Origin of the sequence: Pseudomonas koreensis (assembly GCF_025447595.1) — a bacterium.
Classification (GTDB): Bacteria; Pseudomonadota; Gammaproteobacteria; order Pseudomonadales; family Pseudomonadaceae; genus Aquipseudomonas; species Aquipseudomonas koreensis_H.
The window spans coordinates 405,102-431,560 of sequence record NZ_JAOEJU010000001.1 but is presented as its reverse complement, the minus strand read 5'-3'; the positions used below and the strand labels follow the sequence as shown (position 1 = coordinate 431,560).

General features: G+C 61.5%; 19 protein-coding genes. 11 read left to right on the top strand and 8 right to left on the bottom strand.

Translation table 11 applies throughout. The annotated features are described in order from the left end of the window. The first annotated feature begins 1 nt into the window (after position 1). The 7 genes from N8H71_RS01870 (at position 2) to N8H71_RS01840 (ending at position 6,296) form a co-directional block, all read left to right on the top strand. Complete coding sequence (locus tag N8H71_RS01870) at positions 2-1,000, top strand: acyl-CoA dehydrogenase family protein (RefSeq protein ID WP_262192518.1); 999 nt, start codon at positions 2-4, stop codon at positions 998-1,000. Further along, entirely contained in the window at positions 997-1,755 is a 759-nt protein-coding gene (locus N8H71_RS01865) for a PIG-L deacetylase family protein (RefSeq protein WP_262192517.1), read from the top strand. The genes N8H71_RS01870 and N8H71_RS01865 overlap by 4 nt, the downstream gene beginning before the upstream one ends. Beyond that, positions 1,752-2,351, top strand: a complete 600-nt coding sequence (locus tag N8H71_RS01860; protein WP_262192516.1) for a class I SAM-dependent methyltransferase — start codon at positions 1,752-1,754, stop codon at positions 2,349-2,351. The genes N8H71_RS01865 and N8H71_RS01860 overlap by 4 nt, the downstream gene beginning before the upstream one ends. Beyond that, positions 2,348-3,007, top strand: a complete 660-nt coding sequence (locus tag N8H71_RS01855) for a glycosyltransferase (RefSeq protein WP_262192515.1) — start codon at positions 2,348-2,350, stop codon at positions 3,005-3,007. Before N8H71_RS01860 ends, N8H71_RS01855 begins: the two co-directional genes overlap by 4 nt. A 182-nt stretch (positions 3,008-3,189) precedes the next feature. Further along, complete coding sequence (locus N8H71_RS01850) at positions 3,190-3,951, top strand: PIG-L deacetylase family protein (protein ID WP_262192514.1); 762 nt, start codon at positions 3,190-3,192, stop codon at positions 3,949-3,951. 87 nt (positions 3,952-4,038) lie between these two features. After that, complete coding sequence (locus N8H71_RS01845) at positions 4,039-4,836, top strand: endonuclease/exonuclease/phosphatase family protein (protein WP_262192513.1); 798 nt, start codon at positions 4,039-4,041, stop codon at positions 4,834-4,836. Between the two features lie 389 nt (positions 4,837-5,225). Further along, positions 5,226-6,296, top strand: coding sequence for an autotransporter outer membrane beta-barrel domain-containing protein (locus tag N8H71_RS01840; RefSeq protein WP_262192511.1), 1,071 nt, complete (start codon positions 5,226-5,228; stop codon positions 6,294-6,296). 102 nt (positions 6,297-6,398) lie between these two features. Here the strand turns inward: N8H71_RS01840 and glgB are convergent, their stop codons facing one another. The 3 genes from glgB to N8H71_RS01825 all read right to left on the bottom strand — a co-directional run bounded on the left by glgB (position 6,399) and on the right by N8H71_RS01825 (position 14,138). Then, positions 6,399-8,630 carry a 1,4-alpha-glucan branching protein GlgB gene (gene glgB, locus N8H71_RS01835; RefSeq protein WP_262192509.1) on the bottom strand — a complete coding sequence of 744 codons (2,232 nt, stop codon included), beginning with the start codon at positions 8,628-8,630 and terminating at the stop codon, positions 6,399-6,401. A 2-nt stretch (positions 8,631-8,632) separates the two neighbouring features. After that, the gene (gene treS / locus N8H71_RS01830; protein WP_262192507.1) at positions 8,633-11,974 is read right to left on the bottom strand and encodes a maltose alpha-D-glucosyltransferase; all 3,342 of its coding nucleotides are present in this window, start codon (positions 11,972-11,974) and stop codon (positions 8,633-8,635) included. 169 nt (positions 11,975-12,143) lie between these two features. After that, positions 12,144-14,138, bottom strand: a complete 1,995-nt coding sequence (locus N8H71_RS01825; protein ID WP_262192506.1) for an alpha-1,4-glucan--maltose-1-phosphate maltosyltransferase — start codon at positions 14,136-14,138, stop codon at positions 12,144-12,146. Between the two features lie 216 nt (positions 14,139-14,354). Between N8H71_RS01825 and N8H71_RS01820 the strand changes: the two genes are divergently transcribed. Continuing rightward, positions 14,355-14,513, top strand: a complete 159-nt coding sequence (locus tag N8H71_RS01820; protein WP_007952133.1) for a hypothetical protein — start codon at positions 14,355-14,357, stop codon at positions 14,511-14,513. On the opposite strand, the gene N8H71_RS01815 is transcribed toward N8H71_RS01820, so the two are convergent. Beyond that, on the bottom strand, positions 14,514-15,020 hold the full coding sequence (locus tag N8H71_RS01815) for an MgtC/SapB family protein (protein WP_262192505.1): 507 nt from the start codon (positions 15,018-15,020) through the stop codon (positions 14,514-14,516). Between the two features lie 123 nt (positions 15,021-15,143). Here N8H71_RS01815 and N8H71_RS01810 point away from each other — a divergent pair, with 123 nt between their 5' ends. From N8H71_RS01810 to mapR, 3 genes are all read left to right on the top strand, one after another. Continuing rightward, on the top strand, positions 15,144-15,392 hold the full coding sequence (locus N8H71_RS01810; RefSeq protein WP_011333950.1) for a DUF3203 family protein: 249 nt from the start codon (positions 15,144-15,146) through the stop codon (positions 15,390-15,392). Between the two features lie 195 nt (positions 15,393-15,587). Further along, a complete protein-coding gene (gene ccoG, locus N8H71_RS01805) occupies positions 15,588-17,018 on the top strand; it encodes a cytochrome c oxidase accessory protein CcoG (protein WP_262192503.1) in 1,431 nt (476 codons plus the stop codon). Positions 17,019-17,150: 132 nt separating this feature from the next. Then, a complete protein-coding gene (mapR, locus tag N8H71_RS01800; RefSeq protein ID WP_039772397.1) occupies positions 17,151-18,560 on the top strand; it encodes a GntR family transcriptional regulator MpaR in 1,410 nt (469 codons plus the stop codon). 149 nt (positions 18,561-18,709) lie between these two features. On the opposite strand, the gene N8H71_RS01795 is transcribed toward mapR, so the two are convergent. The 4 genes from N8H71_RS01795 to N8H71_RS01780 all read right to left on the bottom strand — a co-directional run bounded on the left by N8H71_RS01795 (position 18,710) and on the right by N8H71_RS01780 (position 26,389). Further along, positions 18,710-19,456 (bottom strand): SDR family oxidoreductase, encoded by a 747-nt coding sequence (locus tag N8H71_RS01795; protein ID WP_262192502.1) that lies wholly within the window; start codon positions 19,454-19,456, stop codon positions 18,710-18,712. Between the two features lie 85 nt (positions 19,457-19,541). Next, on the bottom strand, positions 19,542-21,623 hold the full coding sequence (locus N8H71_RS01790) for a putative bifunctional diguanylate cyclase/phosphodiesterase (RefSeq protein ID WP_262192500.1): 2,082 nt from the start codon (positions 21,621-21,623) through the stop codon (positions 19,542-19,544). 192 nt (positions 21,624-21,815) lie between these two features. Continuing rightward, positions 21,816-23,285 (bottom strand): efflux transporter outer membrane subunit, encoded by a 1,470-nt coding sequence (locus N8H71_RS01785; RefSeq protein ID WP_262192499.1) that lies wholly within the window; start codon positions 23,283-23,285, stop codon positions 21,816-21,818. Further along, positions 23,282-26,389 (bottom strand): efflux RND transporter permease subunit, encoded by a 3,108-nt coding sequence (locus tag N8H71_RS01780; RefSeq protein ID WP_262192498.1) that lies wholly within the window; start codon positions 26,387-26,389, stop codon positions 23,282-23,284. The genes N8H71_RS01785 and N8H71_RS01780 overlap by 4 nt, the downstream gene beginning before the upstream one ends. Between the last annotated feature and the right edge of the window lie 70 nt (positions 26,390-26,459).

Genomic DNA, 26,459 nt, shown 5'->3' with positions numbered 1-26,459 from the left:
TATGGACCTTGACCAGTATCTTGCGCAGCGCCCTCCGGACTATCCCGATACGGCAGCCCTCGGGCGGTGCCTGCGGGAAATGGTCGAAGTCGGACTGGATCACTTGCCAATGCCTGGCAGCGGTCAGACGATTGAGCGTTTCCAGGCCTTGGCCGCCGTTGCTGGCCATGATCTGAGCCTGTGCAAACTCTACGAAGGGCATACCGATGCCCTGGCGATCATCCAGCAGCTCGGCGGGTCGCCGACACCGGGCAGTACGTGGGGCATGTGGGCGGCCGAACCACCGGACGCCCGAGTGCGGATCACGCCGGCGGGACATCTGGTGCGACTCAATGGGCGCAAGGCCTGGTGCTCCGGCGCTGCCGTGCTCAGTCACGGTCTGTTGACCGCATGGGATCAGGATGAGCATCAGCAACTGGTCGCGGTGGCCATGGATCAGCCGGGGGTGAAGATCACCGGGGATGGCTGGCAAGCAGTCGGCATGGGCGCGACCGGCAGTGTCGAAGTCACCTTCGACAATGTCGAGGGACAAGCCATCGGCGACCCGGGCGACTACCTGCAACGACCGGGCTTCTGGCAAGGCGGGATCGGGATCGCGGCGTGCTGGTATGGCGCGGCACGGCAGATTGCCGAGCGCTTGCGCAGGCTCTGCGCGCAGCGCGAAGAGCCTCACGCCCTCGCCCACCTGGGCGCCGTCGATACGGCATTGCATGCAGCCGCAGCGGCGCTGCGTGCCAGTGCTGCGAACATCGACGCCCACCCCGATGCCAATGCCGAACTCATGGCTCGGCGCGTGCGGGCCGTCGTCGAGCAATCCGCCGAGCAGGTCATCCGCGACACCGGCCGCGCCCTTGGGGCCGGGCCGTTTTGCAAGGATCGCCACTTCGCCCGGCTGATCGCCGATCTGCCGGTCTATCTGCGCCAGAGCCACGCCGAACGCGACCTCGCGGCCCTCGGTCAATCGGTCGCCCGCCAACCGATTGAGACCTGGACGTTATGAAACCCGACCCGATCGTCGGCCGGGGCACGACCCTGCACCAGTGGCAGAACTCGCGTCACCTGGCCGAACTGGACAGCATCGATATTCTCAGCCTGGTGCCACCGGGTTCCCGAGCAGTCGTCATTGCCCCGCATCCGGACGACGAAGTGCTCGGTTGCGGCGGGCTCCTGCAATTGCTCGCCACTGCAGGCCGGGCGCTGCAACTGATCTCCGTCACCGACGGCAGCGCCAGCCACCCCGGGTCCGCTCGCTGGCCGGTGGAGCGCCTGAGCGTGGTGCGTCCTCAGGAGTCTGCCGAAGCCCTGCGCCGGCTCGGTCTGCCGATGCACCGTGTGAAATGGCTGCGCGGTGGTTTCCCGGATACGCAGGTGGCCGCACGCGAAGCTGAATTAAGCGAATTCATCGCGCGCTACCTGCAACCCGGCGATGTGCTGTTCACAACCTGGTGCGAAGACGGTCACTGTGATCACGAAGCAGTGGGCCGCGCCAGTCTGGAAGCGGCTCGGCGCACAGGCCTTGTCTGTCATGAACTGCCGGTCTGGACCTGGCACTGGGCAAGTCCGGAGGATGCCAGCGTGCCCTGGCAGCGAGCGCGCAAGATCTGTCTGACACCGGCGCAAGTGGCCCGCAAACGCCACGCCGTGCATGCCTTCGCCAGCCAGCTGGAAGGCGACCCCGATGCCGGGCTTTCACCCGTGCTGGCGCCTTGGGTACTGGATCGGTTGTTGCAGCCTTTCGAGGTGGTATTTCTATGAGTGTCGAGGATCACTATTTCGATGGTCTGTTTGCCGGCAACGACGACCCTTGGGCCTTTCGTGAGCGCTGGTATGAACAGCGCAAACGCGCCATCACCCTCGCTGCCTTGCCCCGCGCTCATTATCGGACGGTGTTTGAACCGGGATGCGCCAATGGTGAATTGAGCGCGGCGCTCGCCGAGCGTTGCGATCGCCTGGTGTGCAGTGACACGGCCGACAAAGCAGTCCGTCTGGCCCGCACCCGACTGAGCCTTTTCGATCATGTCGAAGTACGCCAGGGGCGCTTGCCCGGCGACTGGCCGCAAGAGCAGTTCGACCTGATCGTGCTCAGTGAAATCGGCTACTACCTGGATCGGGATGACCTGACAGCCGTCATCCATCATGCTCATCGCACCCTGACTGCCAGCGGACAACTATTGGCCTGTCATTGGCGCCCCTCGATCGAGGGCTGCCCGCTGAATGCCCGTCAGGTACACGATCTGATTCACGAGCAATTGAAGCTGCCGCGCCTGGTGCTTCATCAGGAAGCGGATTTCATTCTCGAACTGTGGAGTCGCGAACCCCGCTCCGTGGCAGCGCTGGAGGGATTGCGATGATCGGCATCCTGATACCGGCGCACAACGAAGAAGAGCGACTCGACGAATGCCTGAAGGCCGCATTGCGCGCCAGCCGGCACAGGCTGCTGGCTGGCGAACTGGTCGAGGTACTGGTGGTGCTCGACAGTTGCACTGATCGTTCGGCCCCCATTGTCGGGAACTACCCCGTACTGGGTCTGAGTATCGAGGCGCGCAATGTCGGGCAGGCTCGCGCGGCGGGGGCGCAAATGCTGCTGGAGCGCGGTGCGCGCTGGATCTCCTGCACCGATGCTGACAGCCGAGTGGCCGACGACTGGCTGGTGGCTCAACTGGGGCTGGGCGCCGATGCCGTATGCGGGACAGTCACGATCGAGCGCTGGCCCGACTCGATCGATGAAGCCGCGCAAATCCGTTATCACCACCACTATCAGGCTCGCGAGGGTCACCGGCACATTCACGGCGCCAACCTGGGGATCAGTGCCGAAGCCTATCGCCGGGCCGGTGGCTTCGAACCGTTGGCATGCGATGAGGATGTCCAACTGGTGCGCCAACTCGAACGTTGCGGCGCTCACATCGCCTGGAGCCATCGTCCGCAGGTGCATACCAGCGCTCGGCTGGACAGTCGCGCCAGAGGCGGCTTCGGCGACTATCTGCGACAGTTGGCACAGACTGAATAAAAAAAAGCGGCGCAGATCGATCTGCCACGCGACGAATCACCGGTCTTGAGCAATACTCTGCATCGCGGCAATCCAGGGTTCGGAGCGCTGCACATTGCCAGCACACAGCCTTCAAGGGTCTTGGGCGCAGCATCAACGACTGCGTGCAGGACGAAGGCCCGCCACAACAAGGACGTCGTACCATGAAACCGTTACCCCTCAGCGAAAGCGGCCTGCCGGCGCAGATCTGGAACAGCGCCGCGCAACTCGACAACATTCCGGTCATCAATACGCGCAACCTCGTGCCAGCCGGCGCGCGCGCGGTGGTCATCGCCCCCCATCCCGGAGACGAAGTGGTGACCTGCGGCGGCCTGCTGCAGTTGCTCTCCAGCCTCGGGCATCCCCTGCAGTTACTCTCGATCACTGACGGCAGTGCCAGCCATCCGGGCTCACGGCAATGGTCAGAGAAGCGCCTGAGCGTGTTCCGTCCACAGGAAAGTGTTGAAGCCTTGCGCCGGCTCGGTCTTCCCATGCATAGCCTGAAATGGGTTCGCGGCGGCTTCACCGACAATGCCCTGCACGACCAGCAAACCCAGCTCACCGAATTCATCGCCCGCTACCTGCGCCCCGGCGATGTCGTCTTCAGCACCTGGTGCAAGGACGGCAGCGACGACCATGAAGTGGTCGGCCGGGCCAGTGCGATGGCGGCGCAGCAGATTGGTGCCACCTATCACGATGTGCCGGTCTGGGCCTGGCACTGGCCGGAGCGCGATCACGCGCAGATTCCGTGGCATCGTGCACGCAAGCTGCGTCTCGACACCTGGACCGTCGCGCGCAAGAGCCACGCCACTCACGCCTATGCCAGCCAGCTCAACGGCGAACCGGCCATCGGCATAGCTCCGTTATTGCCCAAGGCTATTCTGGAACGTATGCGCCTGCCTTACGAAATCATCTTCGTGGACTGAAGACGCGGCGCGGGCAGTCACACAAAGTGAACTGCCCACGCGCGGATCAGTCGCATGAACAGGCAGTCATGATTCAGAGGAGTGAACGTGTCCAGCGATCCCAAGCGTCATGTCGTCGACGCACAGTCCGCGAACCCGTCCGCCATCCATCGTCTGCGGGTGCTGACGGTCAACACGCACAAAGGATTTACCGCGCTCAATCGCCGCTTCATCCTTCCGGAACTGCGTGAGGCAGTGCGCAGCACCTCGGCCGATCTGGTGTTTCTCCAGGAAGTCGTGGGCGAGCACGAGCGCCACTCCAGTCGTTACAACGACTGGCCGCAGACCTCGCAGTACGAATTTCTCGCCGACAGCATGTGGAGCGATTTTGCCTACGGGCGCAATGCCGTATATCCCGATGGCCATCACGGCAACGCCCTATTGTCGAAATATCCGATCCGCGAGTACCGTAATCTCGACGTCTCGATCACCGGCCCCGAACGCCGGGGCCTGTTGCATTGCGTGCTGGATGTGCCGGGACACGTCGAAGTCCATGCGATCTGCGTGCACCTGAGCCTGCTGGAAAGCCATCGTCAACTCCAGCTGCAACTGCTCTGCCAATTGCTCGAATCCCTGCCCGACGATGCGCCGGTGATCATCGCCGGCGACTTCAATGACTGGCAGTTGCAGGGCAACGCTGCCCTCGCCCGTCGCGATTACCTGCACGAAGCCTTTGAACGCCATCATGGCCGGCCGGCCAAAACCTACCCTGCCCGCTTCCCGTTGCTGCGCCTGGATCGCATCTATTTGCGCAACGCCACCAGTCATGAGCCGCAGATACTGGGCAACAAGCCCTGGACGCATCTTTCCGATCACTTGCCGCTGGCGGTCGAAGTGCATTTGTAAGGCGATACTGACAGCTATTGCATCCCTTAATCGCCGTCCGACTTCTGTCCCATTACCTGCCAACAGACCGGTTGTCGGCTGCGAAACGTCTCTGTTTCGCGGCTTCAGCAGTGTTTCCCCCTACAAACAAGAACTTAGATAATTGCGAAAAAACAGAAGCTTGAGGCATCTGTTTTGACCCTACCACTCATCGTCCAATTTCTTGACGCAGTGGCACGCGTCTTCTTAGCTCTACCTTACTACCCCCGGAAACACTACTCGGGGCGAGCCTCAAGTCTCTCGTCAAAACGAGCGGCCACGGGTTCGCCACGCTCCATTCGGTCGCCCCTCATTCGGGGTAGGAGAGACGCCAAGGCGAGATACCGCATGCGATAGCAAGGCAGACTGCCATGAGAACCTCACTCACCTCACAAGAGATCAAAATTACCTTTTGCACTGTTTCCAGCTCTATCTTGCTTTGTTCATCCATGGAGGCGCAGGCGGGTCCTGCGGCGGATGAAACCACTCCCTGGTTTCGCCAGGACGTCCCTGTCATGACACTTCCCGCCACTGTCATTACCCCAGGCCCACAGAGGTTCAGCCCGCAACCGGACCTGCGCGGCGCGTATCTGATCACCGAAGACATTGCCCCTTCAGCCTGGGACCAGCTTTACGGGCAGAGCGCCCGCCAGGCCCAGACCGACGTACTCACTCCCGGCCTCGCCATGCCCGGCACCGGGGATTCCAAAGGCCCGGCAGTGCTGACCCTGCAAAGCAGCAGCGGCCACACCCAGCGGATCGGCCTGATTGGTGGCGTCAACCAGATCCAGGGCAATGCCAACGGTCTGATCACCAGCCGCGCCCTCGCCGACCCGACCACCGACACCCTCAACCTGCAAGGCCAGAGCCTCGGCGCCTACTACAGCCTGATCGGCCCACAGGGCTGGCACGTCGACCTGTCGGCCAGTGGCGGCCGGGTCAGCGGTTTCAGCCGTAACGAGCAAGGCGCACGTCTGGCTACTGAAGGCAGCGCGATGACATTGTCGGTGGAAGGCGGATTTCCCATCGGTCTCGGGGAAAACTGGGTGGTTGAACCGCAAGCACAGTTGATCAACCAACGCATTACCCTGGACACGCCGTATGCCGGTTCGGGGAACGCGTCTTCAAGCGACATTTCATCGTGGAGCGGTCGGGTCGGTGCACGCTTGAAAGGCAGCTACGATCTGAACGGTCTGCCCGTCGAACCTTACGTGCGCACGAACTTGTGGCACACGGTGTACACCGGCAACACGGTGACGCTGGATCAGGTGGACAAGATCAGCAGCAGCCGCAAGTCGTCCACGGTGGAACTGGGTCTGGGCCTGGTGGCACGGGTGACCCCGGCGGTCAGCCTGTACGTCAGCGCCGACTACAGCAGCGATGTGGATGACAACGACCTGAACGGATTGATCGGCAGTCTGGGGATCCGCATGCGCTGGTAAAGACGGCATCGCTAGCAGGCTAGCTCCCACGGTAGATTGTCAGCGTCGACTGATTATCTGTGGGAGCCAGCCTGCTGGCGAAAGCAGCGACTCGGTTATGGATCAGGCTTCGGGTTTCAGGATCAACACCGCCAACGGCGGCAGGTTCAGTTCCAGCGACAATGCCTGGCCATGGCTGGCGACCTCTTCGGTGAACGCCCCGCCTCCGTTCCCATAATTGGAACCTGCGTAAGTGTCGGCATCACTGTTGAGCAATTCCTTCCAGCGGCCGGCGAACGGTACGCCCACGCGGTACGACTGACGCGGCACCGGCGTGAAGTTGGCCACCACCAACACCGGCGTTCCGTCCTTGCTCCAGCGCAGCCACGCATACACGCTGTTGATCGCATCGTCACCAATCAACCACTGAAACCCTTGCGGCGCATCGTCCTGCTCGTGCAGCGCCGGCTCTTCGCGGTAGAGCCGGTTGAGGTCGCCGACCAGTTTCTGTACGCCTTTGTGTTCTGAGTATTGCAGCAGATACCAGTCCAGTTGCTGGTCGTGATTCCACTCGCGCCACTGGCCGAACTCGCAGCCCATGAACAACAGCTTCTTGCCGGGATGGGTCCACATGAAGCTCAGATAGGCGCGCAAGTTGGCAAACTTCTGCCAGCGGTCGCCGGGCATCTTGTCGATCAGCGAGTGTTTGCCGTGCACCACTTCATCGTGGGAAATCGGCAGGATGAAACGCTCGGACCAGGCGTAGACCAGACCGAAACTCAATTCGTTGTGGTGATGGGCGCGGTACACAGGATCCTGCTGAATGTAATGCAGCGAGTCGTGCATCCAGCCCATGTTCCATTTGTAGGCGAAACCCAGACCGCCCTGCTGAGTGCTCTGGCTGACGCCCGGCCACGCCGTGGACTCCTCGGCGATCACCAGCGCACCGGGCGCTTCCAGTGCCACCACATCGTTCAGATGACGAAGGAAATCGATGGCTTCCAGGTTCTCGCGACCGCCATGACGATTCGGCACCCACTCGCCGGCCTTGCGCGAATAATCGCGATAGAGCATCGACGCCACCGCATCGACCCGCAGCCCATCGACATGGAAATGCTTCAACCAGTGCAGCGCCGAGGCCAGCATGTAGCCATGCACTTCGGTGCGACCAAGGTTGTAGATCAGCGTGTCCCAATCCTGATGGAAGCCTTCCAGCGGGTTGCCGTATTCGTACAACGCCGTGCCGTCGAACTGCGCCAGACCATGGGTATCGGTCGGAAAATGCGCCGGAACCCAGTCGAGGATCACCCCGATATCGGCCTGATGGCAGGCGTTGATGAACGCCGCGAACTCATCCGGCGTGCCGTAACGCGCGCTCGGGGCGAACTGCGACAGCAACTGATAACCCCAGGACCCGCCGAACGGGTGCTCCATGATCGGCATCAGTTCGATGTGGGTGAAACCCAGTTCCTTCACATACGGAATCAAACGCTCAGCCAGCTCCGGCCAGGTGTACTGGCGCGCCACTTCGCCGAGATCGTCGAGTTCGCACTGCCAGGAACCGGCATGCAATTCATAGATCGACAGCGGCGCATTGTGCTGCTGACGCTCGCGACGGCCGCTCATCCAGTCCTGGTCCTGCCAATCGATCTGCAACGGAGAGGCGACTTTCGACGCGGTGTCCGGCGGCAGGCTGGTGGCCAGGGCCATCGGGTCGGCCTTCAACGGCAGGATGCCGTGGGCGCCGAGGATTTCGTATTTGTACAGCTCGCCCGCCTGCAAGCGCGGAATGAACAACTCCCACACACCGGACGGATGCCGCAGGCGCATCGGATGCCGGCGCCCGTCCCAGACGTTGAAGTCGCCCACCACCGACACCCGCCGGGCATTCGGCGCCCACACGGCAAAGCGCACACCGTCGACACCATCGACGGTTTTCAGCTGTGCGCCGAGGCAACTGCTGAGGTCGCGATGATTGCCTTCGGCGAACAGATACAAGTCCATTTCACCGAGCAACTGACCAAAGCTGTAGGGATCTTCCGCGACCTGTTCGCCACCCGCCCAACGGGTACGCAACAGGTACGGCCGTGCATCCTCGAAATGGCCGACAAACAGCCCCGGCGTTTCGGTGGCTTCCAGTGGGCCGCGCTCTTCGCCGCTGTGCCGATCCAGCACTGAAACGCTCAACGCACCGGGCAGATAAGCCCGGATGAACTGCCCGCCGGCACCATCGCCGTGGGGGCCGAGAATGGAAAACGGGTCGTGATGTTCCGCGCGCACCAGGGCATCGATGTCCTTCGCCCTGGGCAGCAATCGTTCGTTAACGTGACCCTGTTCCTTGTTCGAGAAACTCATGACTACTCTCCACCAAGATCGGAAAAGGGTTTGAGCCCCGTCAATAACCCATACAGACCGTGCAGCGGCACGGGCAGCCAGGTGGGGCGATTTTCGGCTTCATAGGCCACCTCGTAGGCCGCTTTCTCCAGACCGAACAACGCCAGTGCGGCGTCGGCACCTTCAGGATCTTGCCAGGCATGATCAAGACTAGCTGCCGCTTGGCGATATGCCTGGAGAAATGCTTCCCGGGCTTCACGCAGGTAACGTTCCGCGACCCGCCGACGCGCGGCTTCGGCCTCGGGGCTGTTGTCGACGTTGTGCACATTCAGGGCCATGGCCGCGGCATAGTCGAAGGAACGCAGCACACCACTGACGTCCTTGTACGGGCTGTGCTTGCCCCGGCGCTCGGCCAGTGGCCGCGCCGGTTCGCCTTCGAAGTCGATCAGGTAGGCATCGCCCTTGATCACCAGCACTTGCCCCAGATGCAGGTCGCCGTGTACTCGAATTCGCAGGCCACCAGCGGATTGCTTGGCCAGTTCCTGCACGTGGGCCAGGATGGTTTTCTTGTTGTCGAGCAAGCGACCGACCAGCTTCTGATCCGCCGCATCGAGTTCGCCCTGATGCTGCTTGAGCAGCTTCAGCGCATGCTCGACCTGCGCCGCGACATCCTTGCCGGTCGCCTGCGCATCCTTGGCCGAACTGACCTGCGGTGCGAAGTCCTTGTTGTCGCTTGGCGCTGCCAGCACCTGATGCATTTCCCCCAGACGCTGGCCAAGCAGGCCGGCGAAATCCTTCAGTTCACCCAAGGCGTTGTAGTGCTGCGCCTGCTCCGACACAGCGTCGGCCAGTTCGTCGCGCAGCGCCCGTTCGAGGTTGTTCTGCGTCCATTCCCAGGCGTCGCCCTGATTGCTCAGATAACCCTGCGCAATCATCAGCAGGTTGTCTTCACCCTTCCCGTCCCGGCGAATCACCGAACCGAGCAGCGGTGAGATATTGGCAAATCCGGCCGCCGTCAGGTAAGCGCTCATCTCCAGTTCCGGGTGTACGCCGGACGCGACTTTGCGGATCAGCTTGAGCACCAGACTGTTGCCGATCACCACTGAACTATTGGATTGCTCGGCGGACAGATAGCGCACTTCCGATTCGGCCCCGAGGCCGAGTTTTTCCAGTTGCGGCGTTGCTTCGAAACGGATCTCGCCATCGCTGGATTCCAGCACCGTACCGCCCTGCATGCCTTGCAGCACCGCGCGAATGAAAGCTTCAAGACTGAAGGCATCGGTGATAAGCCCGACCTGACGCACCCGGCGCACTCGCGCCAAAGCCAGTTGCTGCGGCAACGCCGGCCCGACCTGATCTTCGGCAATGAAGCCGAACGGCAGTTGATAACGGCTGGTCTGGCCGCCGCTCTGCACTTCGATTTCGCTGAACAACACCGGATGTTGCGCGTCGCCGAAACGCACGCCGTAGGCAAGTTTCACCTGGTCGATGGCGGCGTCCTTGCCCGCGAACCAGCGGCGGTTCTGCAGCCAGTTCGGCAGAATGGCCTGTTCGAGGGTGGCGCGGGACGGTGCTTCGAGCAGTTCCTCCATGCGTTTTTTCAGCACCAGCGTGGTGAAGTCCGGCAGGCTCTGCGCCGGTTCGACGTGCCAGCTCGGCATCTGGTTTTCCGCCGCGAGGCCGAACCAATAAAAGCCGTAAGGCGGCAGGGTCAGCAGAAAACTCAGTTGGCCAATGGGTGGGAACGCGTTACCGCCGAGCATCTCCACCGGCACCATGCCGACGTAGGCCGACAGATCGAGCTCCACAGCCTGGGCGCTGCGCGACACGTTGGCCACGCACAGAATGGTTTCGTGCTTGCCGTCCGGGCCGGTGTATTCGCGGGTATAGGCCAGCACACGACGGTTGGCCGGCGAGAGCATTTTCAACGTACCGCGACCGAACGCCTTGGATTGCTTGCGCACCGCCAGCAAGCGTCGCGTCCAGTTCAACAGCGAATGCGGATCGCCCGACTGGGTCTCGACATTCACCGATTGAAAGCCGTATTGCGGGTCCATGATCGGCGGCAGCACCAGACTGGCCGGATCGGCCCGGGAGAAACCGCCGTTGCGGTCGATTGACCATTGCATCGGGGTGCGCACGCCGTCGCGGTCGCCGAGGTAGATATTGTCGCCCATGCCGATTTCATCGCCGTAATACAGAGTCGGCGTGCCAGGCATCGACAGCAGCAGGCTGTTAAGCAGCTCGATACGCCGGCGGTCGCGCTCCATCAACGGCGCCAGACGCCGGCGAATGCCGAGGTTGATCCGCGCGCGGCGGTCGGCGGCGTAGTAATTCCACAGGTAGTCGCGCTCCTTGTCGGTAACCATCTCCAGCGTCAGCTCATCGTGGTTGCGCAGGAAAATCGCCCATTGGCAGTTGGCCGGGATCTCCGGGGTCTGGCGCAGGATGTCGGTGATCGGGAAGCGATCTTCCTGAGCCAGCGCCATGTACATGCGCGGCATCAGCGGGAAATGAAACGCCATGTGGCATTCGTCGCCATTCACGCCCTCGGCGTCGGTGTCGCCGAAATACAGCTGGGTGTCTTCCGGCCATTGGTTGGCCTCGGCCAGCAACATACGATCCGGGTAATTGGCGTCGATCTCGGCGCGGATCTGCTTGAGGACGTCGTGGGTTTCCGGGAGGTTTTCGTTGTTGGTGCCGTCGCGCTCGATCAGGTACGGAATCGCATCCAGCCGCAGGCCGTCGATGCCCATGTCCAGCCAGTAGCGCATCACCGACAGCACGGCTTTCATGACTTGCGGGTTGTCGAAATTGAGGTCCGGCTGGTGCGAATAGAAGCGGTGCCAGAAGTACTGGCCGGCCACCGGGTCCCAGGTCCAGTTGGACTTTTCGGTGTCGAGGAAAATGATCCGGGTGCCGTCGTATTTCTGGTCGTCATCCGACCACACGTAGAAGTCCCGCGCCGCCGAGCCGGGCTTGGCCTTGCGCGCACGCTGGAACCACGGATGCTGATCGGAGGTGTGGTTGATGACCAGCTCGGTGATCACCCGCAACCCGCGTTTATGCGCCTCGGCAATGAACCGCTTGGCGTCGGCCATCGTCCCGTAATCGCTGTGCACGCCACGGTACTCGGCGATGTCGTAACCGTCGTCGCGCCGTGGCGAGGGATAGAACGGCAACAGCCAGATGGTGTTGACGCCGAGTTCGGCGATGTAATCGAGTTTGGCGATCAGGCCGGGAAAGTCGCCGATCCCGTCGTTATTGGAGTCGAAAAAGGATTTGACGTGAACTTGATAGATAACCGCGTCCTTGTACCAGAGCGGATCCTTGATGAAGGTGGCTGACTTGGGTTTCTTCGCCATGTGAAACTCCTGTTCAATTCTATAAACACGGTGAGCCGATCACTTGGCTCGCAAACGATGAGCAACCTGTGGGAGCGAGCCTGCTCGCGAATTCGATTGGGCAGGCAACCTATGTATTGAATGTTGGCCCGTATTCGCGAGCAGGCTCGCTCCCACAGGGGATCTGTGTTCAGGCAGTGATCCGCCAGATTCCGAACGGCTGGTAAGCCGGGTCGATCCGCATGAACTGGTACTTGCCGTGCCAGTCCCAGCGATGGCCGTTCATCAGGTCTTCGCCGTGGGTGGTGGCATCGTCCGCCAGGCCCATTTCCCACAGCGGCAGCTCGAAATTCGCCTCCTGCTCGTTATGCGGATCGAGGCTGACGGCCACCAGAATGAAGTTGCTGCCGTCCGCGCTGCGTTTGCCGAAATACAGAATGTTGTCGTTCCAGGCGTTGTAGATCTTCAGGCCCAGATGGCTGTGCAGCGCCGGGTTCTGGCGGCGGATGCGGTTGAGCTGGGCGATCTCGGCAATGATGTTGCCGGGCTGATTGAAGTCGCGGACGCGGATCTCGTACTTCTCGGAATCGAGGTATTCCTCCTTGCCCGGCACCGGCGCCGATTCGCACAGTTCGAACCCCGAATACATGCCCCATAGGCCCGAGCCCATGGTCGCCAGCGCCGCGCGAATCAGGAATCCGGGACGTCCCGATTCATGCAGGAACGCCGGGTTGATGTCCGGGGTGTTGACGAAGAAATTCGGCCGGTAGCACTCGCGCCACGGCGACTCATTGAGTTCGCTGAAGTAGGTCGCCAGTTCGGCTTTGGTATTGCGCCAGGTGAAATAGGTGTAGCTCTGGGTGTAACCGACCTTGCCCAGCCGCGCCATCATCGCCGGGGTCGTGAAGGCTTCAGCGAGGAAAATCACTTCCGGGTACAGCGTGCGCACATCGGCGATCAGCCATTGCCAGAACGGCAGCGGTTTGGTGTGCGGGTTGTCCACACGAAAGATCTTCACGCCCTCCTGCACCCAGCCGACCACGATGTCGCGCAGCTCGACCCACAGGCTCGGAATCGCTTCCGGCGCATAGAAGTCGACGTTGACGATGTCCTGATATTTCTTCGGCGGGTTCTCCGCGTATTTGATCGTGCCGTCCGGCCGCCAGTTGAACCAGCCCGGATGCTGTTTGAGCCACGGGTGATCCTGGGAACACTGGATGGCGAAATCGAGGGCGATTTCCAGACCATGGTCAGCAGCGGCGGCTACCAGCCGACGGAAGTCCTCGCGGGTGCCGAGTTGCGAGTGAATCGCTTCGTGGCCGCCCTCCTCGCTGCCGATCGCATAAGGGCTGCCGGGATCATCCGGGCCGGCGGTCAGGGAATTGTTGCGGCCCTTGCGATGACTGCGGCCAATCGGGTGGATCGGCGTGAAGTACAACACGTCGAAACCCATGTCCTGAATCATCGGCAGGCGCGAGTGCACGTCATTGAAAGTGCCGTGGCGGGCGGGATCGTCGGTGATCGAGCGGGGAAACAGTTCGTACCAACTGGCGAATTCCGCCCGTTCGCGCTCGACGTCCACCGGGAATTCCGGGCTGAGGCTCAGGTAGGCGCGGTGATCGGCCTCGGCCATCAGTTGCGCACTGCGCGAGTGCAGAAACAGCGCGACCTGCTCGGTTTCGAGCAGGCTGGACAATTCGTGGTGCAAGCCGGCCAGTTGTTCGCTGAGCTGACCTTCGCTGCGCTCGGCGGCCTGCTGCACCATGGTGCGCCCTTCCTGCAACTCAAGGCTGACCGGAACAGCGGCGTTGTGCTTTTTCTCCAGTTCGTACTGAAAAGTGGCGAACTGGTCGATCCACGCTTCGATCAGGAACAGATAACGACCCATGCGCTGCGGCCTAAACACACCGCGCCAGCCGTTGTTGCCCTGGTCGCTCATGATTTCGGTTTGCCAGGTTTCATCGCCCTCTTCGCGCCAGCGGATGCGCACCGCCAGTTTGTCGTGACCGTCGGCAAACACCTTGCTGGTGACCACGATCTCCCGACCGGCAATCGCCTTGACCGCAAACTGGCCGCCATCGAGAGTCGGCGCGGTGTTTTCAATGACGATGCGCGGCAGCAGCAGGGCCTGCGACAGCGGGATGTGCGGGTTGTAGCTCAACTCGGAAGGTTTTTCAGCAGTCATTGAGCATCTCTCCTTAACGCCCCAAGGACGCTCGTGTGCCTGTTCGGTGCTCACGCCAGGATCCGCCCCGGCATGAACTCTCTCAGGTTCCGAGCGACCCTCGCCGGGAAAAGTTCACAGGGATTTGCCCCGCCACAAAATCGGATCGATTTCGCAGTGAAGTGGTCAACCCACTTAAGCACTTCCCACGCCAAGTGCCACACGGAGGTTCACCCGATGACTATTCCGATTCCGGCCGAAACACCCGATCCGAACATCGACAAACCGGTCTTGCCCGAGACCGAACCGCAACCGATCCCCGAACAGGAACCGCCTGGCACCACGCCACCGCCCAAGGAAGAACCACCGACGACCATGCCGCCGGTGATTGTCTGATCAGCGAGGGTCGTCGTTATCTTTCTCAAAGATTTTCACAATCCTCGGCATCACACTGAAAATCCCCAACGCCAACAATGTACTGAGCACCGCCGTCGCCTCGCGACCCAACCCGGCAGCGACGCCGATGGCGGCGGTCATCCACAAACCGGCGGCGGTGGTCAGGCCCTTCACGTGGCCTTCGTCACCTTCGTGGTTTTTGAGGATGGTGCCGGCGCCGAGAAAACCGATCCCGGCAATCACCCCTTGCACCACCCGGCTCATCGCGTCGGCCTGGGAACCCGACAATTGCGGCACCAGCACAAACAACGCCGCGCCGAGGGCTACCAGCATGTGCGTTCGCACCCCGGCGGCCTTGCCCTTGTGCTCACGCTCGAACCCGAGAATCCCGCCCAATATCGCCGCCATCAACAGACGCACGGTGATCCGCGTCAGCTGTGACGCATCGCCGATGTCGGCGAACTCCGCTTGCAGGGTTTCCCACACTTCATGCCACCAGGCGTTCATCGTGCAGTCCTTGTGAATGGGCGATAAAGGGTGGACAGCGGCGACCATTAATCGGTTGCGTAGAACGATCTGCAAAACCGCGCACCCTAACTGTTCAGATCCCCTGTGAAAAAGGACAGCCCCATGCCCCTTCGTATCGATGAAAGCAATCCGGATTCCAAAGTCTGTTTTTTCACCGTTGAGAATGGTGAGGAAATCCGGATCTGCGACACGCTGGAAGTCAGGACAGATAGCGAAAAAGCCATGTCGTTCGTCGAAGTGGAAGGACGGCGCATCTACGTCACCGAAGCGGAAGCTGATGCATTGACCGTCGCAGGCGCCCGGGATGGGCGCAAACACCTGAAGGCCGACGACAGTGATTCGGTGATTTGACTGACCTCGGTCAACAACCGGCGCAGGCGTCTGGGATAGGCATCTGCGCCTTGGCCTGCGGGCTGCTTCAAGTTGTCGCAGGCGTTGCTGCAAAACTCATCTGATACGCTTTTTATTGAAATACCTGAGTCTGTTATGCAAACAGATCGACGCTCATAGTTCCCTGGCCTGATGGAGGCTGATGAGCGAACGACCATGAGCGAACGAATCCCCGTCCGAACCGTAGAAGCATCTCCCCAGATAAAAAAAGTACCGGCGCGCCCAATGAAGGCGAAACACGCCACCAGCGACAACCAGATCTTCACCCGCAGCTTCACCGGCCTGTTCCGCACCTTGCGCATGAGCGGCGCGGGGTTTCTGTTCCTGTTGTTCTTCGGCACGGTGTGGCTGAACTGGGGCGGTCGTCAGGCGGTGCTCTGGGACCTTTCCGAAAGCAAGTTCCACATCTTTGGCGCGACATTCTGGCCGCAGGATTTCATTCTGCTGTCGGCGCTGCTGATCATCGCCGCGTTCGGTCTGTTCGCGATTACCGTGTTCGCCGGCCGGGTCTGGTGTGGCTACACCTGCCCGCAGAGTTCGTGGACGTGGATCTTCATGTGGTGCGAGAAGATCACCGAAGGTGAACGCAACCAGCGGATCAAGCTGCAAGCGGCGCCCTGGAGCCTGAACAAACTTGCCCGTCGTGCCGCCAAACACACACTTTGGCTGGCCATCAGCGTGCTGACCGGTCTGACCTTCGTTGGCTATTTCACCCCGATCCGTCCGCTGGCTGAAGAGTTGCTGACCCTGCAGATCGGCGGTGTCAGCCTGTTCTGGGTGCTGTTCTTCACCGCCGCCACCTACATCAATGCCGGCTGGCTGCGTGAGGCGGTGTGCATGCACATGTGCCCGTATGCGCGGTTCCAGAGCGTGATGTTCGACAAGGACACCCTGGCGATTTCCTACGACGCCGCCCGTGGCGAAAACCGTGGCCCGCGCAAACGCGAGGTGAAACCGGCCGAAGCCGGCCTCGGCGATTGCATCGACTGCCAGTTGTGCGTGCAGGTCTGCCCGACCGGCATCGACATTCGCGACGGTCTGCAAATGGAATGCATCGGCTGCGCGGCATGCATCGACGCCTGCGACTCGATCATGGACAAGATGAATTACGCCCGAGGCCTGATTCGCTATACCTCTGAGCGCGAACTTCAGGGCGGTAAGACGCATCTGCTGCGCCCGCGCCTGATCGGCTACGTCGCGGTGCTGGTGGTGATGATCGGCGCCCTCGCCCTGGCGCTGGTCGAGCGGCCGATGGTGTCGCTGGACGTGACCAAGGACCGTGGCCTGTTCCGCGAGAATGGTCAGGGCCAGATCGAAAACATCTACACCCTCAAGGTCATCAACAAGACCCAGCAGCGCCAGGACTACAACCTGACACTGGTGGACGGCGACGGCTTCCAGCTGCAAGGCAAGACCGAGCTGAGCCTGGCGCCGGGCGAGATTGTCGATGTGCCGGTGTCGGTGGCGATGACCACGGAACGTGCGGCCAGCAGCTCGCAGACCTTGAGCTTCAAGATTGCCGACAGTGATGAGCCCGAGATTTATAGCGTGGCGAAGAGCCGGTTTGTTGCGCCGATGAATCGCTGATCCCTTAGACTGCGGCGCAACCATTCGCGAGCAGGCCCGCTCCCACAGGAGAATGCGGTCAACTGTGGGAGCGAGCCTGCTCGCGAAGGAAGGCGACACGGTCTTTCAGAATGAAATCAATCCGGACCCAAGATGAAACGCTACGAAAAATTCGCCGACGACATCGCTGAACTGATCCGCTCCGGCGTCCTCGGCCCCGGTCAGCGGGTGCCGTCGGTGCGCTATGCGAGCCAGACCTACGGCGTCAGCCCGTCCACGGTGTTCCAGGCCTACTACCTGCTGGAACGTCGCGGCCTGATCCGCGCCCGCCCCCGCTCCGGCTACTTCGTCAACACCCACGCCCCGAGCCCGTTCTCGGAGCCGGTGATCAGCAGCCAGGTCAACGAGTCCACCAAGGTCGACGTCAGCGAACTGGTGTTTTCGGTGCTGGAATCGATCAAGGACCCGAGCACCGTGCCGTTCGGCTCGGCGTTCCCCAGCCCCACCCTGTTTCCGCTGCAACGCCTGTCCCGCTCGCTGGCGAGTGCCGCGCGGGAAATGGACCCGCGAATGGTGGTCACCGACATGTCGCCGGGCAACCCGCAACTGCGTCGGCAGATCGCCCTGCGCTATATGGTCGGCGGGCTGATGCTGCCAATGGAAGAACTGCTGATCACCAACGGCGCGCTCGAAGCGCTGAATCTGTGCCTGCAAGCGGTCACCGAACCCGGAGATCTGGTGGCCATCGAAGCCCCGGCGTTTTACGCCAGCCTGCAAGTGCTGGAGCGCCTGAAGCTCAAAGCCGTGGAAATCCCCGTTCACCCGCGCGACGGCATCGACCTCGGCGTGCTCGCCCAGACGCTTGAGCGGCATCCGATCAAGGCCTGCTGGTGCATGACCAGTTTCCAGAACCCGATGGGCGCGACCATGCCCGAGGCCAAGAAACAGGAACTGGTGGAACTGCTGAAACAGCATCAGGTGCCGTTGATCGAAGACGACGTCTACGCCGAACTCTATTACGGCCAGCAGGCGCCGAAACCGGCCAAGGCCTTCGACACCGAAGGTCTGGTGATGCATTGCGGCTCGTTCGCCAAAAGCCTGGCCCCCGGTTACCGCATCGGCTGGGTCGCCGCCGGCCGCTACGCACAGAAAATCGAACGTCTGAAACTGATGACCTCGCTATGCGCCTCGATGCCGGCGCAAGCGGCCATCGCCGACTACCTGCAACACGGTGGCTACGACCGTCACCTGCGCAAACTTCGCTACGCCCTGGAAGAACAGCAAAGCGCCATGCTCGCCGCCATCGCCCGCTACTTCCCGGCGCAGACCCGCGTGAGCCAACCAGCGGGCGGCTACTTCCTGTGGCTGGAACTGCCACCGCAGATGGACTCGTTGAAGTTGTTTCAGATGGCGTTGGCGCAGGGGATCAGCATTGCACCGGGGCCGATTTTTTCGCCGACCCAGCGATTCAGAAATTGCATCCGGCTGAACTATGGCAGCCCGTGGACCGAGGATGCGGAAAAGGCGATGGAGACGCTGGGGCGGATTGTGCGGTCCTTCTGAAAGACTGATGTCTCCGCATTGACCCCTTCGCGAGCAAGCTCGCTCCCACAGAGTCCGATGCCGTTCACAAAAACGGTGACCAACACAAATCACTGTGGGAGCGAGCTTGCTCGCGATGGGGCCAGTTCAGGCAACGCAAGTCCTGAGTCTTAACGCCCTCCGCCCAGATCGACAAAAGTCCCGGTGGCATACGAAGCCTTATCCGAGAGCAACCAGACAATCGCCTCCGCCACCTCATCCGGCCGCCCGCCCCGGGCCATCGGAATAGCCGATTCAAGCTTGCTGACCCGATCCGGATCGCCGCTCAAGGCGTGGAAATCGGTGTAGATGTAGCCCGGGCGCACCGCGTTGACCCGAATCCCCTCGCCCGCCACTTCCTTGGACAGACCGACGGTAAACGTATCCAGCGCGCCTTTTGAAGCCGCGTAATCGACGTATTCGTTAGGCGATCCCAGGCGCGCAGCGACCGAAGAAACGTTGACGATGCTGCCACCCTGCCCGCCGTGCTTGGGCGACATGCGCAGGATCGCGTGCTTGGCACAGAGGATCGGCGCCAGGACGTTGGTTTTCATGATTTTGAGGATGCGGAATTCAGACATTTCGTCGACCCGCGATTTGTGCCCGACGGTGCCGGCGTTGTTCACCAGTGCGGTGACCCGGCCCAGTTCGGTGTCGACCCGGTGAAACAGCCCAATCACTTCGTCTTCGATACTGACGTCGGCGCGAACGGCGATGGCGGTAGCGCCGCGCTCACGTACCTGGTCAAGCACGTGATGAGCAGCCTGTTCATCCGACTGGTAATTGATGCAGATCCGATAGCCTTGCTCGGCAGCCAACAACGCAGTAGCGGCGCCGATTCCACGGCCGCCGCCGGTGATCACAATGACTTTATCCATGCTGGCCTTTCCCCCGATGCACACGTAACAGTCGGGGCAAGAATAACCGTCATTGCCGGGTTTTGCATGGACAGAGATCAGCTGTTCAGTTCACTGCCAACGGTTTGCCACGCACGATGTCCTGCATGAAGCGATCAGCCGGCATCGGGTGGCCGAGCAGATAGCCTTGCAGCGAATCGCAGCCCAGTTGCGTCAGGAAGTCCTGTTGCGAGTCGGTCTCGACACCTTCGGCCACGATACGCAGCCCGAGCGCCTGGCCGAGCGCGACAATCGCCGACACGATGGCCGCATCGTCGCTGTCGTGCTCCAGGTCGCGGACGAAACCGCGGTCGATCTTCAGCTCGTTGGCCGGCAAACGCTTGAGGTACATCAGGCTCGAATAGCCGGTACCGAAGTCGTCGATGGACAGGTCGACGCCCATGTCGGACAGCTCCTGCAACACCGTCATGCTTGCGTCGGCATCGCTCATGGCGGTGGTTTCGGTGATTTCCAGGGTCAGGCTGTTGGCCGGCAAATGATGCGTGGCCAGCGCCTTGGCCACGCTACGCACCAGCCCCGCGTGACAGAACTGCAACGCCGACAGGTTTACCGCGATTCGCCAGTCGGTGTAGCCCAGCACGTACCATTCACGCATCTGCCGGCAGGCTTCGTTGAGCACCCATTCGCCAATCGGAATGATCAGCCCGGTTTTCTCCGCCAGATCAATGAATTTGTCCGGCATCAGCATGCCTTGGGTCGGATGCTCCCAACGCAACAAGGCTTCGGCGCCGACCGGACGACCGTCGGCGGCATGGAATTTGGGTTGGTAATGCAGGCTGAATTCGCCATGTTCCAGCGCCGCCCGCAAATCCTGCAGCAATTGCAGTTGCTTTCGGGCGTTGCTGTTCATCGAGGCGTCGAAGAAGCTGTAGCCGTTCTTGCCGCCGCCCTTGGCGTGGTACATCGCGGCGTCGGCATTCATCAGCAGTTCCTGAGCGTTCTGGCCGTTGCCCGGATACAGTGCGATGCCGACGCTGGCGGAAATCTGCAGGTCATGCTCGGCAACCCGAAACGACTGCGCGATCAGGCCGACCTGACGCGCCGCCAGACCCAGCGCATCGTTGGGCTCGGTCAGACGCACCAGCAGCACGAACTCGTCGCCGCCGATCCGCGCCAGGGTATCCAGACTGCGCAAGTCTTCACGCAGGCGCACCGCCACCTCACGCAGCAATTGGTCGCCCATGTGATGACCGAAGGCGTCGTTGACCGGCTTGAAGCCGTCCAGATCGATGAACATCAGCGCAAAACAGCCGCCCTGCTCGTTTACCTTTTTCATCGCCTGATTGATCCGGTCGTCCAGCAGCATTCGATTCGGAAGACCGGTCAGTGTGTCGTGCAGAGCGAGCTGAGTGAGTTCACGATTGGCCACGGTCAACGAATGGGCCAGATCGGCAGTGCGCGCTTCAAGGCGCGCGTCAAGAATCGACGTCAGCAACGCGATGGCCAACACCGCCAATGTGGTGATCAACACCAGATTGTCGAGGCCGTTGCCGTTCAGGCCGTTGAGTGCTGCACCGCAGAAGCTGCCTTCAGGAAAACGCGCCGCCGCCATGCCGGTGTAATGCATGCCGACAATCGCCACACCCATGACAATGGCTGCCCCCGCCCGAAAGAGCCGGACATAGGGCGAATGCTGGCGCAGCCGGAAAGCGATCCAGAGGGCCGCCGCCGAAGCCCCGACCGCAATCAGCAGCGAAGCGCCAAACAGTGTCGGGTCGTAATCGATCCCCGGTTGCATGCGCATGGCGGCCATGCCCGTGTAATGCATGGCGCTGATCCCGGCGCCCATGATCAATGCGCCAAAAGCCAGTTGCCAGACCGGCAGCTTCGGCTGGCTGACCAGCCACAAGGCAAAACCGCAGGAGAGCACGGCGATGAGCAGCGATAACGCGGTGATCGAAATGTCGTAGCCCAGGCTGATCGGCAGCTTGAACGCCAGCATGCCGATGAAGTGCATCGACCAGACGCCGATGCCCATGGCAAACGCGCCGCCGGCCGTCCAGAAATGCACGGCACGACCCTTGGCGGTAGCAATGCGCCCGGTGAGATCGAGCGCGGTGTATGAAGCGAGGATCGCCACACACAGAGAGATGAAAACCAGCGTGAAAGAATAGCTACCGATGAGCATGAGAATTCTCGTGACCACCCCGCCGTACTGCTTCCGTTCTCAGCGGGGCCAAATGCGCCGATTGTACTGATTGCACAAAAGAATTCACTGACAAAGTAATCAAATGGCCATCAACCCGATGAAACGCTTGTTTGATCGTCTGACAAGGCTCTAGCCCGGTGGCCCGGACAATGATCGTTCCCACGCTCTGCGTCAGCGGTTATCAGTAGTTTCCAGCTGTCCGTCCCAACCTCCACCCAGCGCCGCGATCAATTGCACACTGGCGATCAAGCGGCTCTGCAGGATATTCAGGACAGTGCGCTCATTACTCAGCGCCGTCGCCTGCACCACCACCACATCGAGGTAAGCGATCACCCCGGCCTTGTACTGGTTCTCGGTCAGACGCAACGAATCCCGCGCCGCGTCGAGGGCCTCCTGGCGCACCGCCGCTTCGTCCTCGTACACCTTCAACTGCACAAGATAGTTTTCCACTTCGCGGAAACCGTCGAGCACGGTCTGGCGGTATTTGGCCACGGTCTGGTCGTACACCGCTTCGGTGCGGTCGACTTCAGCCGAGCGGATGCCGCCGTCGAACAGTGGCAGAGTCATTTTCGGCCCCACCGACCAGAAACGGTTCGGCAGGCTGATCAGGTTCTGCGAGGTACTGCTGCTGTAGCCGCCACTCATGCTCAAGCTGAAATCCGGGTAGTAAGCAGCCTTGGCCACGCCGATATTGGCGTTGGCAGCAATCACCGAACGCTCGGCCGAGGCGATGTCCGGGCGGCGCTCAAGCAACTGCGACGGCAGGCTCAGCGGAATCTGCGGCAGCTTGGGAATATCCTGGGTTTCGGCGAGTTTGAACTCGGCGGGAGGCTGGCCGGTCAGCACCGCGATGGCGTTCTCGAACTGCGCCCGCTGCCAGATCAGGTCCACCAGATCGCCCTGGGTGGTTTTCAGTTGAGTCTGTGCCTGCGCCACCGCGTCCCGTCCGGAAACCCCGGCGTTGTACTGGTTCATGGTCATTTTCAGCGAGCGCTCGTAAGCCGCCACTGTCGATTCGAGCAAACGTTTCTGCTGATCGATCACCCGCAATTGCAGGTAGTTCTGCACCAGTTCCGACTGCTGGCTCAAACGCATCGCCGCCAGATCGGCGAAGCTCGCCTGGGCGCTGGCTTCATTGGCTTCCAGGCCACGACGCAATTTGCCCCAGACATCCGCTTCCCAACTCACGCCCAGTTGCGCGTTGTAAGTGTCACGGATACCGCTGGAGGAACTGCTCAGGCTCGAACTGCTGCTACCGGTGCCCTGACTTGAGCGGGTCTTGCCGGCGCTCAGATCAACGCTCGGGTAAAACGCCCCGCGCGCGCTGCGCACCAAGGCCTGAGCCTGACGGTACTGGGCTTCGGACTGGGCGACAGTCTGGTTGGAACTGTTGAGTTTCTCGATCAGTTCGTTGAGCTGACGGTCGCCATACAGCTCCCACCAGGCACCGCGAGCCAGGGAATCGCTCGGGTTGGCCTGACGCCAGCCTTCGGCTTCCTTGTACTGGGCGATTTCGGCGGTCTGCGGGCGCTGGTAGTCCGGGCCGACGGCGCAGGCACTGAGCATCGCCACGCACAGCGACAGACTCAACAGACGCGAGCCGCGAACAGTGGCCAGATTGATAAGCGAACGGTCAGTCATAGCGGAGTTTCCAGAGCGGCATCGGTGCGCACGCCACGCCATTTGTTGAAACGATGGCGCAGCTTGTCGAGATAGAGGTAAACCACAGGCGTGGTGTAAAGGGTCAGCACCTGGCTGAAAATCAGCCCGCCGATGATGGTCAGGCCCAGCGGCTGGCGCATTTCCGCGCCTTCGGCCCGGCTCAGTAGCAACGGCAAGGCGCCGAGGATCGCCGCCAGCGTGGTCATCAGAATCGGCCGCAAGCGTTGCAGACAGGCGCTGCGGATCGATTCCAGCGGCGCCAGGCCTTGATGACGCTCCAGTTGCAATGCCAGGTCGATCATCAGGATCGCGTTCTTCTTCACCACACCAATCAGCAGGAACAACCCGAGCAGCGAGATCAGGCTGAACTCGCCGCCCAGTACATAGATCGACAGCAACGCACCGACCCCGGCCGACGGCAGTGTCGACAGGATCGTCAACGGGTGAATGTAGCTTTCATACAGCACGCCCAGCACCAGATACACCGCCAGCAGCGCACCGAGGATCATGAACGGCTGGCTCTTCTGGGTGGCGGCAAACGCATCGGCGGTGCCGGCCATTTTCGCGATCACGTCTTCCGGCAGGCCGACCTTGGCGATCGCCCGCTCGATGGCCGCGCTACCCTGCTCCACTGTCACGCCTTCGGCCATGTCGAAGGAAATGCTCTCGGAGGCGAATTGGCCTTCGTGGCTGACGCGGTCGTCTTCCAGGCTGTTTTCATAATGGGCGAACGTCGACAGCGGAACCCGTGCGCCGTCAGCGGTAATCACCTGAACCTGCTTGAGCGTCACCGGATCCTGGGCGTATTTCGGATTAACCTCCATCACCACCTGATACTGGTTGAGGCTGTCGTAGATCGTGGAAATCTGCCGCTGGCTGTAGGCGTTGTTGAGCACGGCGGTGACCATTTCCATGTCCACGCCCAGGCGCTTGGCCTGATCGCGGTCGACGATCAACGTCACTTGCTGCGCGCCGGCACCTTCCCGGGCATCAATGGCCGTCAACTCTGGCAAGGCACGGAGCGCGGTAACCACTTTCGGATACCACTCACGCAAGGCGCCCAGATCGCCACTTTGCAGGATGTAGCTGTACTGCGAAGTGGTCTGCTCGCGACCGCCGCCGAATTGCAGGTCCTGGTCGGCCATCAGCATCAATTGCGCACCGGCCACCTTGGGCATTTCCTTGCGCAGGCGCTCGATGACTTTCTGCGCCGACAGATTGCGCTCCTTGATCGGCTTCAGGCGTACCAGCATGAACGCGTTGTTGGTGCCGTTGGTGCCACCAATGAACCCGGCGACACTCTCGACCGCTTCGTCCTTGAGCACGGCACGGCGGAAGACTTCCATCTTCGGCTGCATCACGCTGAACGACAGACCGTCGTCGCCACGCACGAAACCGATCAACTGGCCAGTGTCCTGCTGCGGCATGAATGTTTTCGGCACCACAACATAGAGGGCGACGTTGACCCCGACGGTGATGATCAGGCTCAACAATGTCAGGCGACGGTGGCGCAACACCCAGTCGAGGCTGGTGGCGTATTTGCCGACCATCCAGTCGTTGGTGCGGCGGCTCCAGCGTTGCAGGCGGTTTTCCTCGCCCGGTGTATGGGGTTTGAGCCAGCGGGCGCAGAGCATCGGGGTCAGCGTCAGGGAAACCACCAGCGACACCACGATGGCCGCAGCCAACGTGATGGAAAACTCTTTGAACAGACTCTCGATAATCCCGCCCATGAACAGGATCGACAGGAACACGGCCACCAGCGAGACGTTCATCGACAGCAAGGTGAAACCGACTTCCTTGGCCCCGAGGTACGCGGCCTTCATCGGTTTGACGCCTTCGTCGATGTGCCGGGAAATATTTTCCAGCACCACGATGGCATCGTCCACCACCAGCCCGGTGGCGAGAATCAGCGCCATCAGCGACAGGTTGTTCAGCGAGAATCCGTAGAGGTACATCACCGCGAAAGTGCCGACCAGCGACACCGGCACTGCCAACGTCGGAATCAGGGACGCACGGAAGTTACCGAGGAACAGGAACACCACCAGAATCACCAGCGCCACGGCGATCAGCAGGGTCATTTCCGCTTCGTGCAAAGTGGCCTTGATCACCGGCGAACGGTCCATCGCCAGGTTCAGTTTGACGCTGGCCGGCAGCACCGCCTGCAACGCCGGCAACTGCGCCTTGATCTCGTTGACCGTCTCGATGATGTTGGCGCCGGCCTGGCGGTTGATCACCAGCAGCACCGCCGCGTCATCGTTGAAGAAACCGCTGTTGTAACGGTCTTCCACGCCGTCGCTGACCTTGGCCACGTCTTTCAGGCGCAGGGCCGCGCCGCCGTTGTAGTGGATGATCAGCGATTCGTAATCCTTGGCTTTCTCCAACTGGTCGTTGGCCTGGATTTGCCACAGACGCTGGTCGTCCTCGACCGAACCCTTGGGCCGGCGCACGTTGGCTTCGGCGATGGTCTTGCGCACATCGTCCAGCGCCACGCCGTACTGGTTCAGTGCCTGGGGTTCGAGTTCGATGCGCACGGCCGGCAGCGAACTGCCGCCGATCTGCACTTCACCGACGCCCTGCACCTGCGAAAGGCTCTGGGACAGGATGGTCGAGGCCAGGTCATAGAGCTGGCCTTTTTCCAGCACATCCGAAGTCAGCGACAACACCATGATCGGTGCCTGCGACGGGTTGACCTTCTTGTAAGTCGGCATGCTGCGCATCCCGCTCGGCAGCAGATTGCGCGAGGCGTTGATCGCCGCCTGCACTTCCCGCGCCGCGCCGTTGATGTCGCGATCGAGGTCGAACTGCAGAATCACCCGGGTCGAACCCTGGCTGGAACGGCTGCTCATGGTGTTGACGCCGGCGATGGCACCGAACGAGCGCTCCAGCGGCGTGGCCACGGTGGACGCCATGACTTCCGGACTGGCGCCGGGCAGGCTCGCCTGCACCACGATCACCGGGAAGTCCATTTGCGGCAGCGGCGACACCGGCAGCAGACCAAAGCTCACGCCGCCCAGCAGCATGATCGCCAGGCTCAGGAGCATGGTCGCCACCGGGCGCTTGATGAAAGGACCGGACAGGTTCATCGACCGCAGTCCCCGCCTTCACACAGTTTTCCTGTGGGAGCGAGCTTGCTCGCGAAGACGATGGCACATC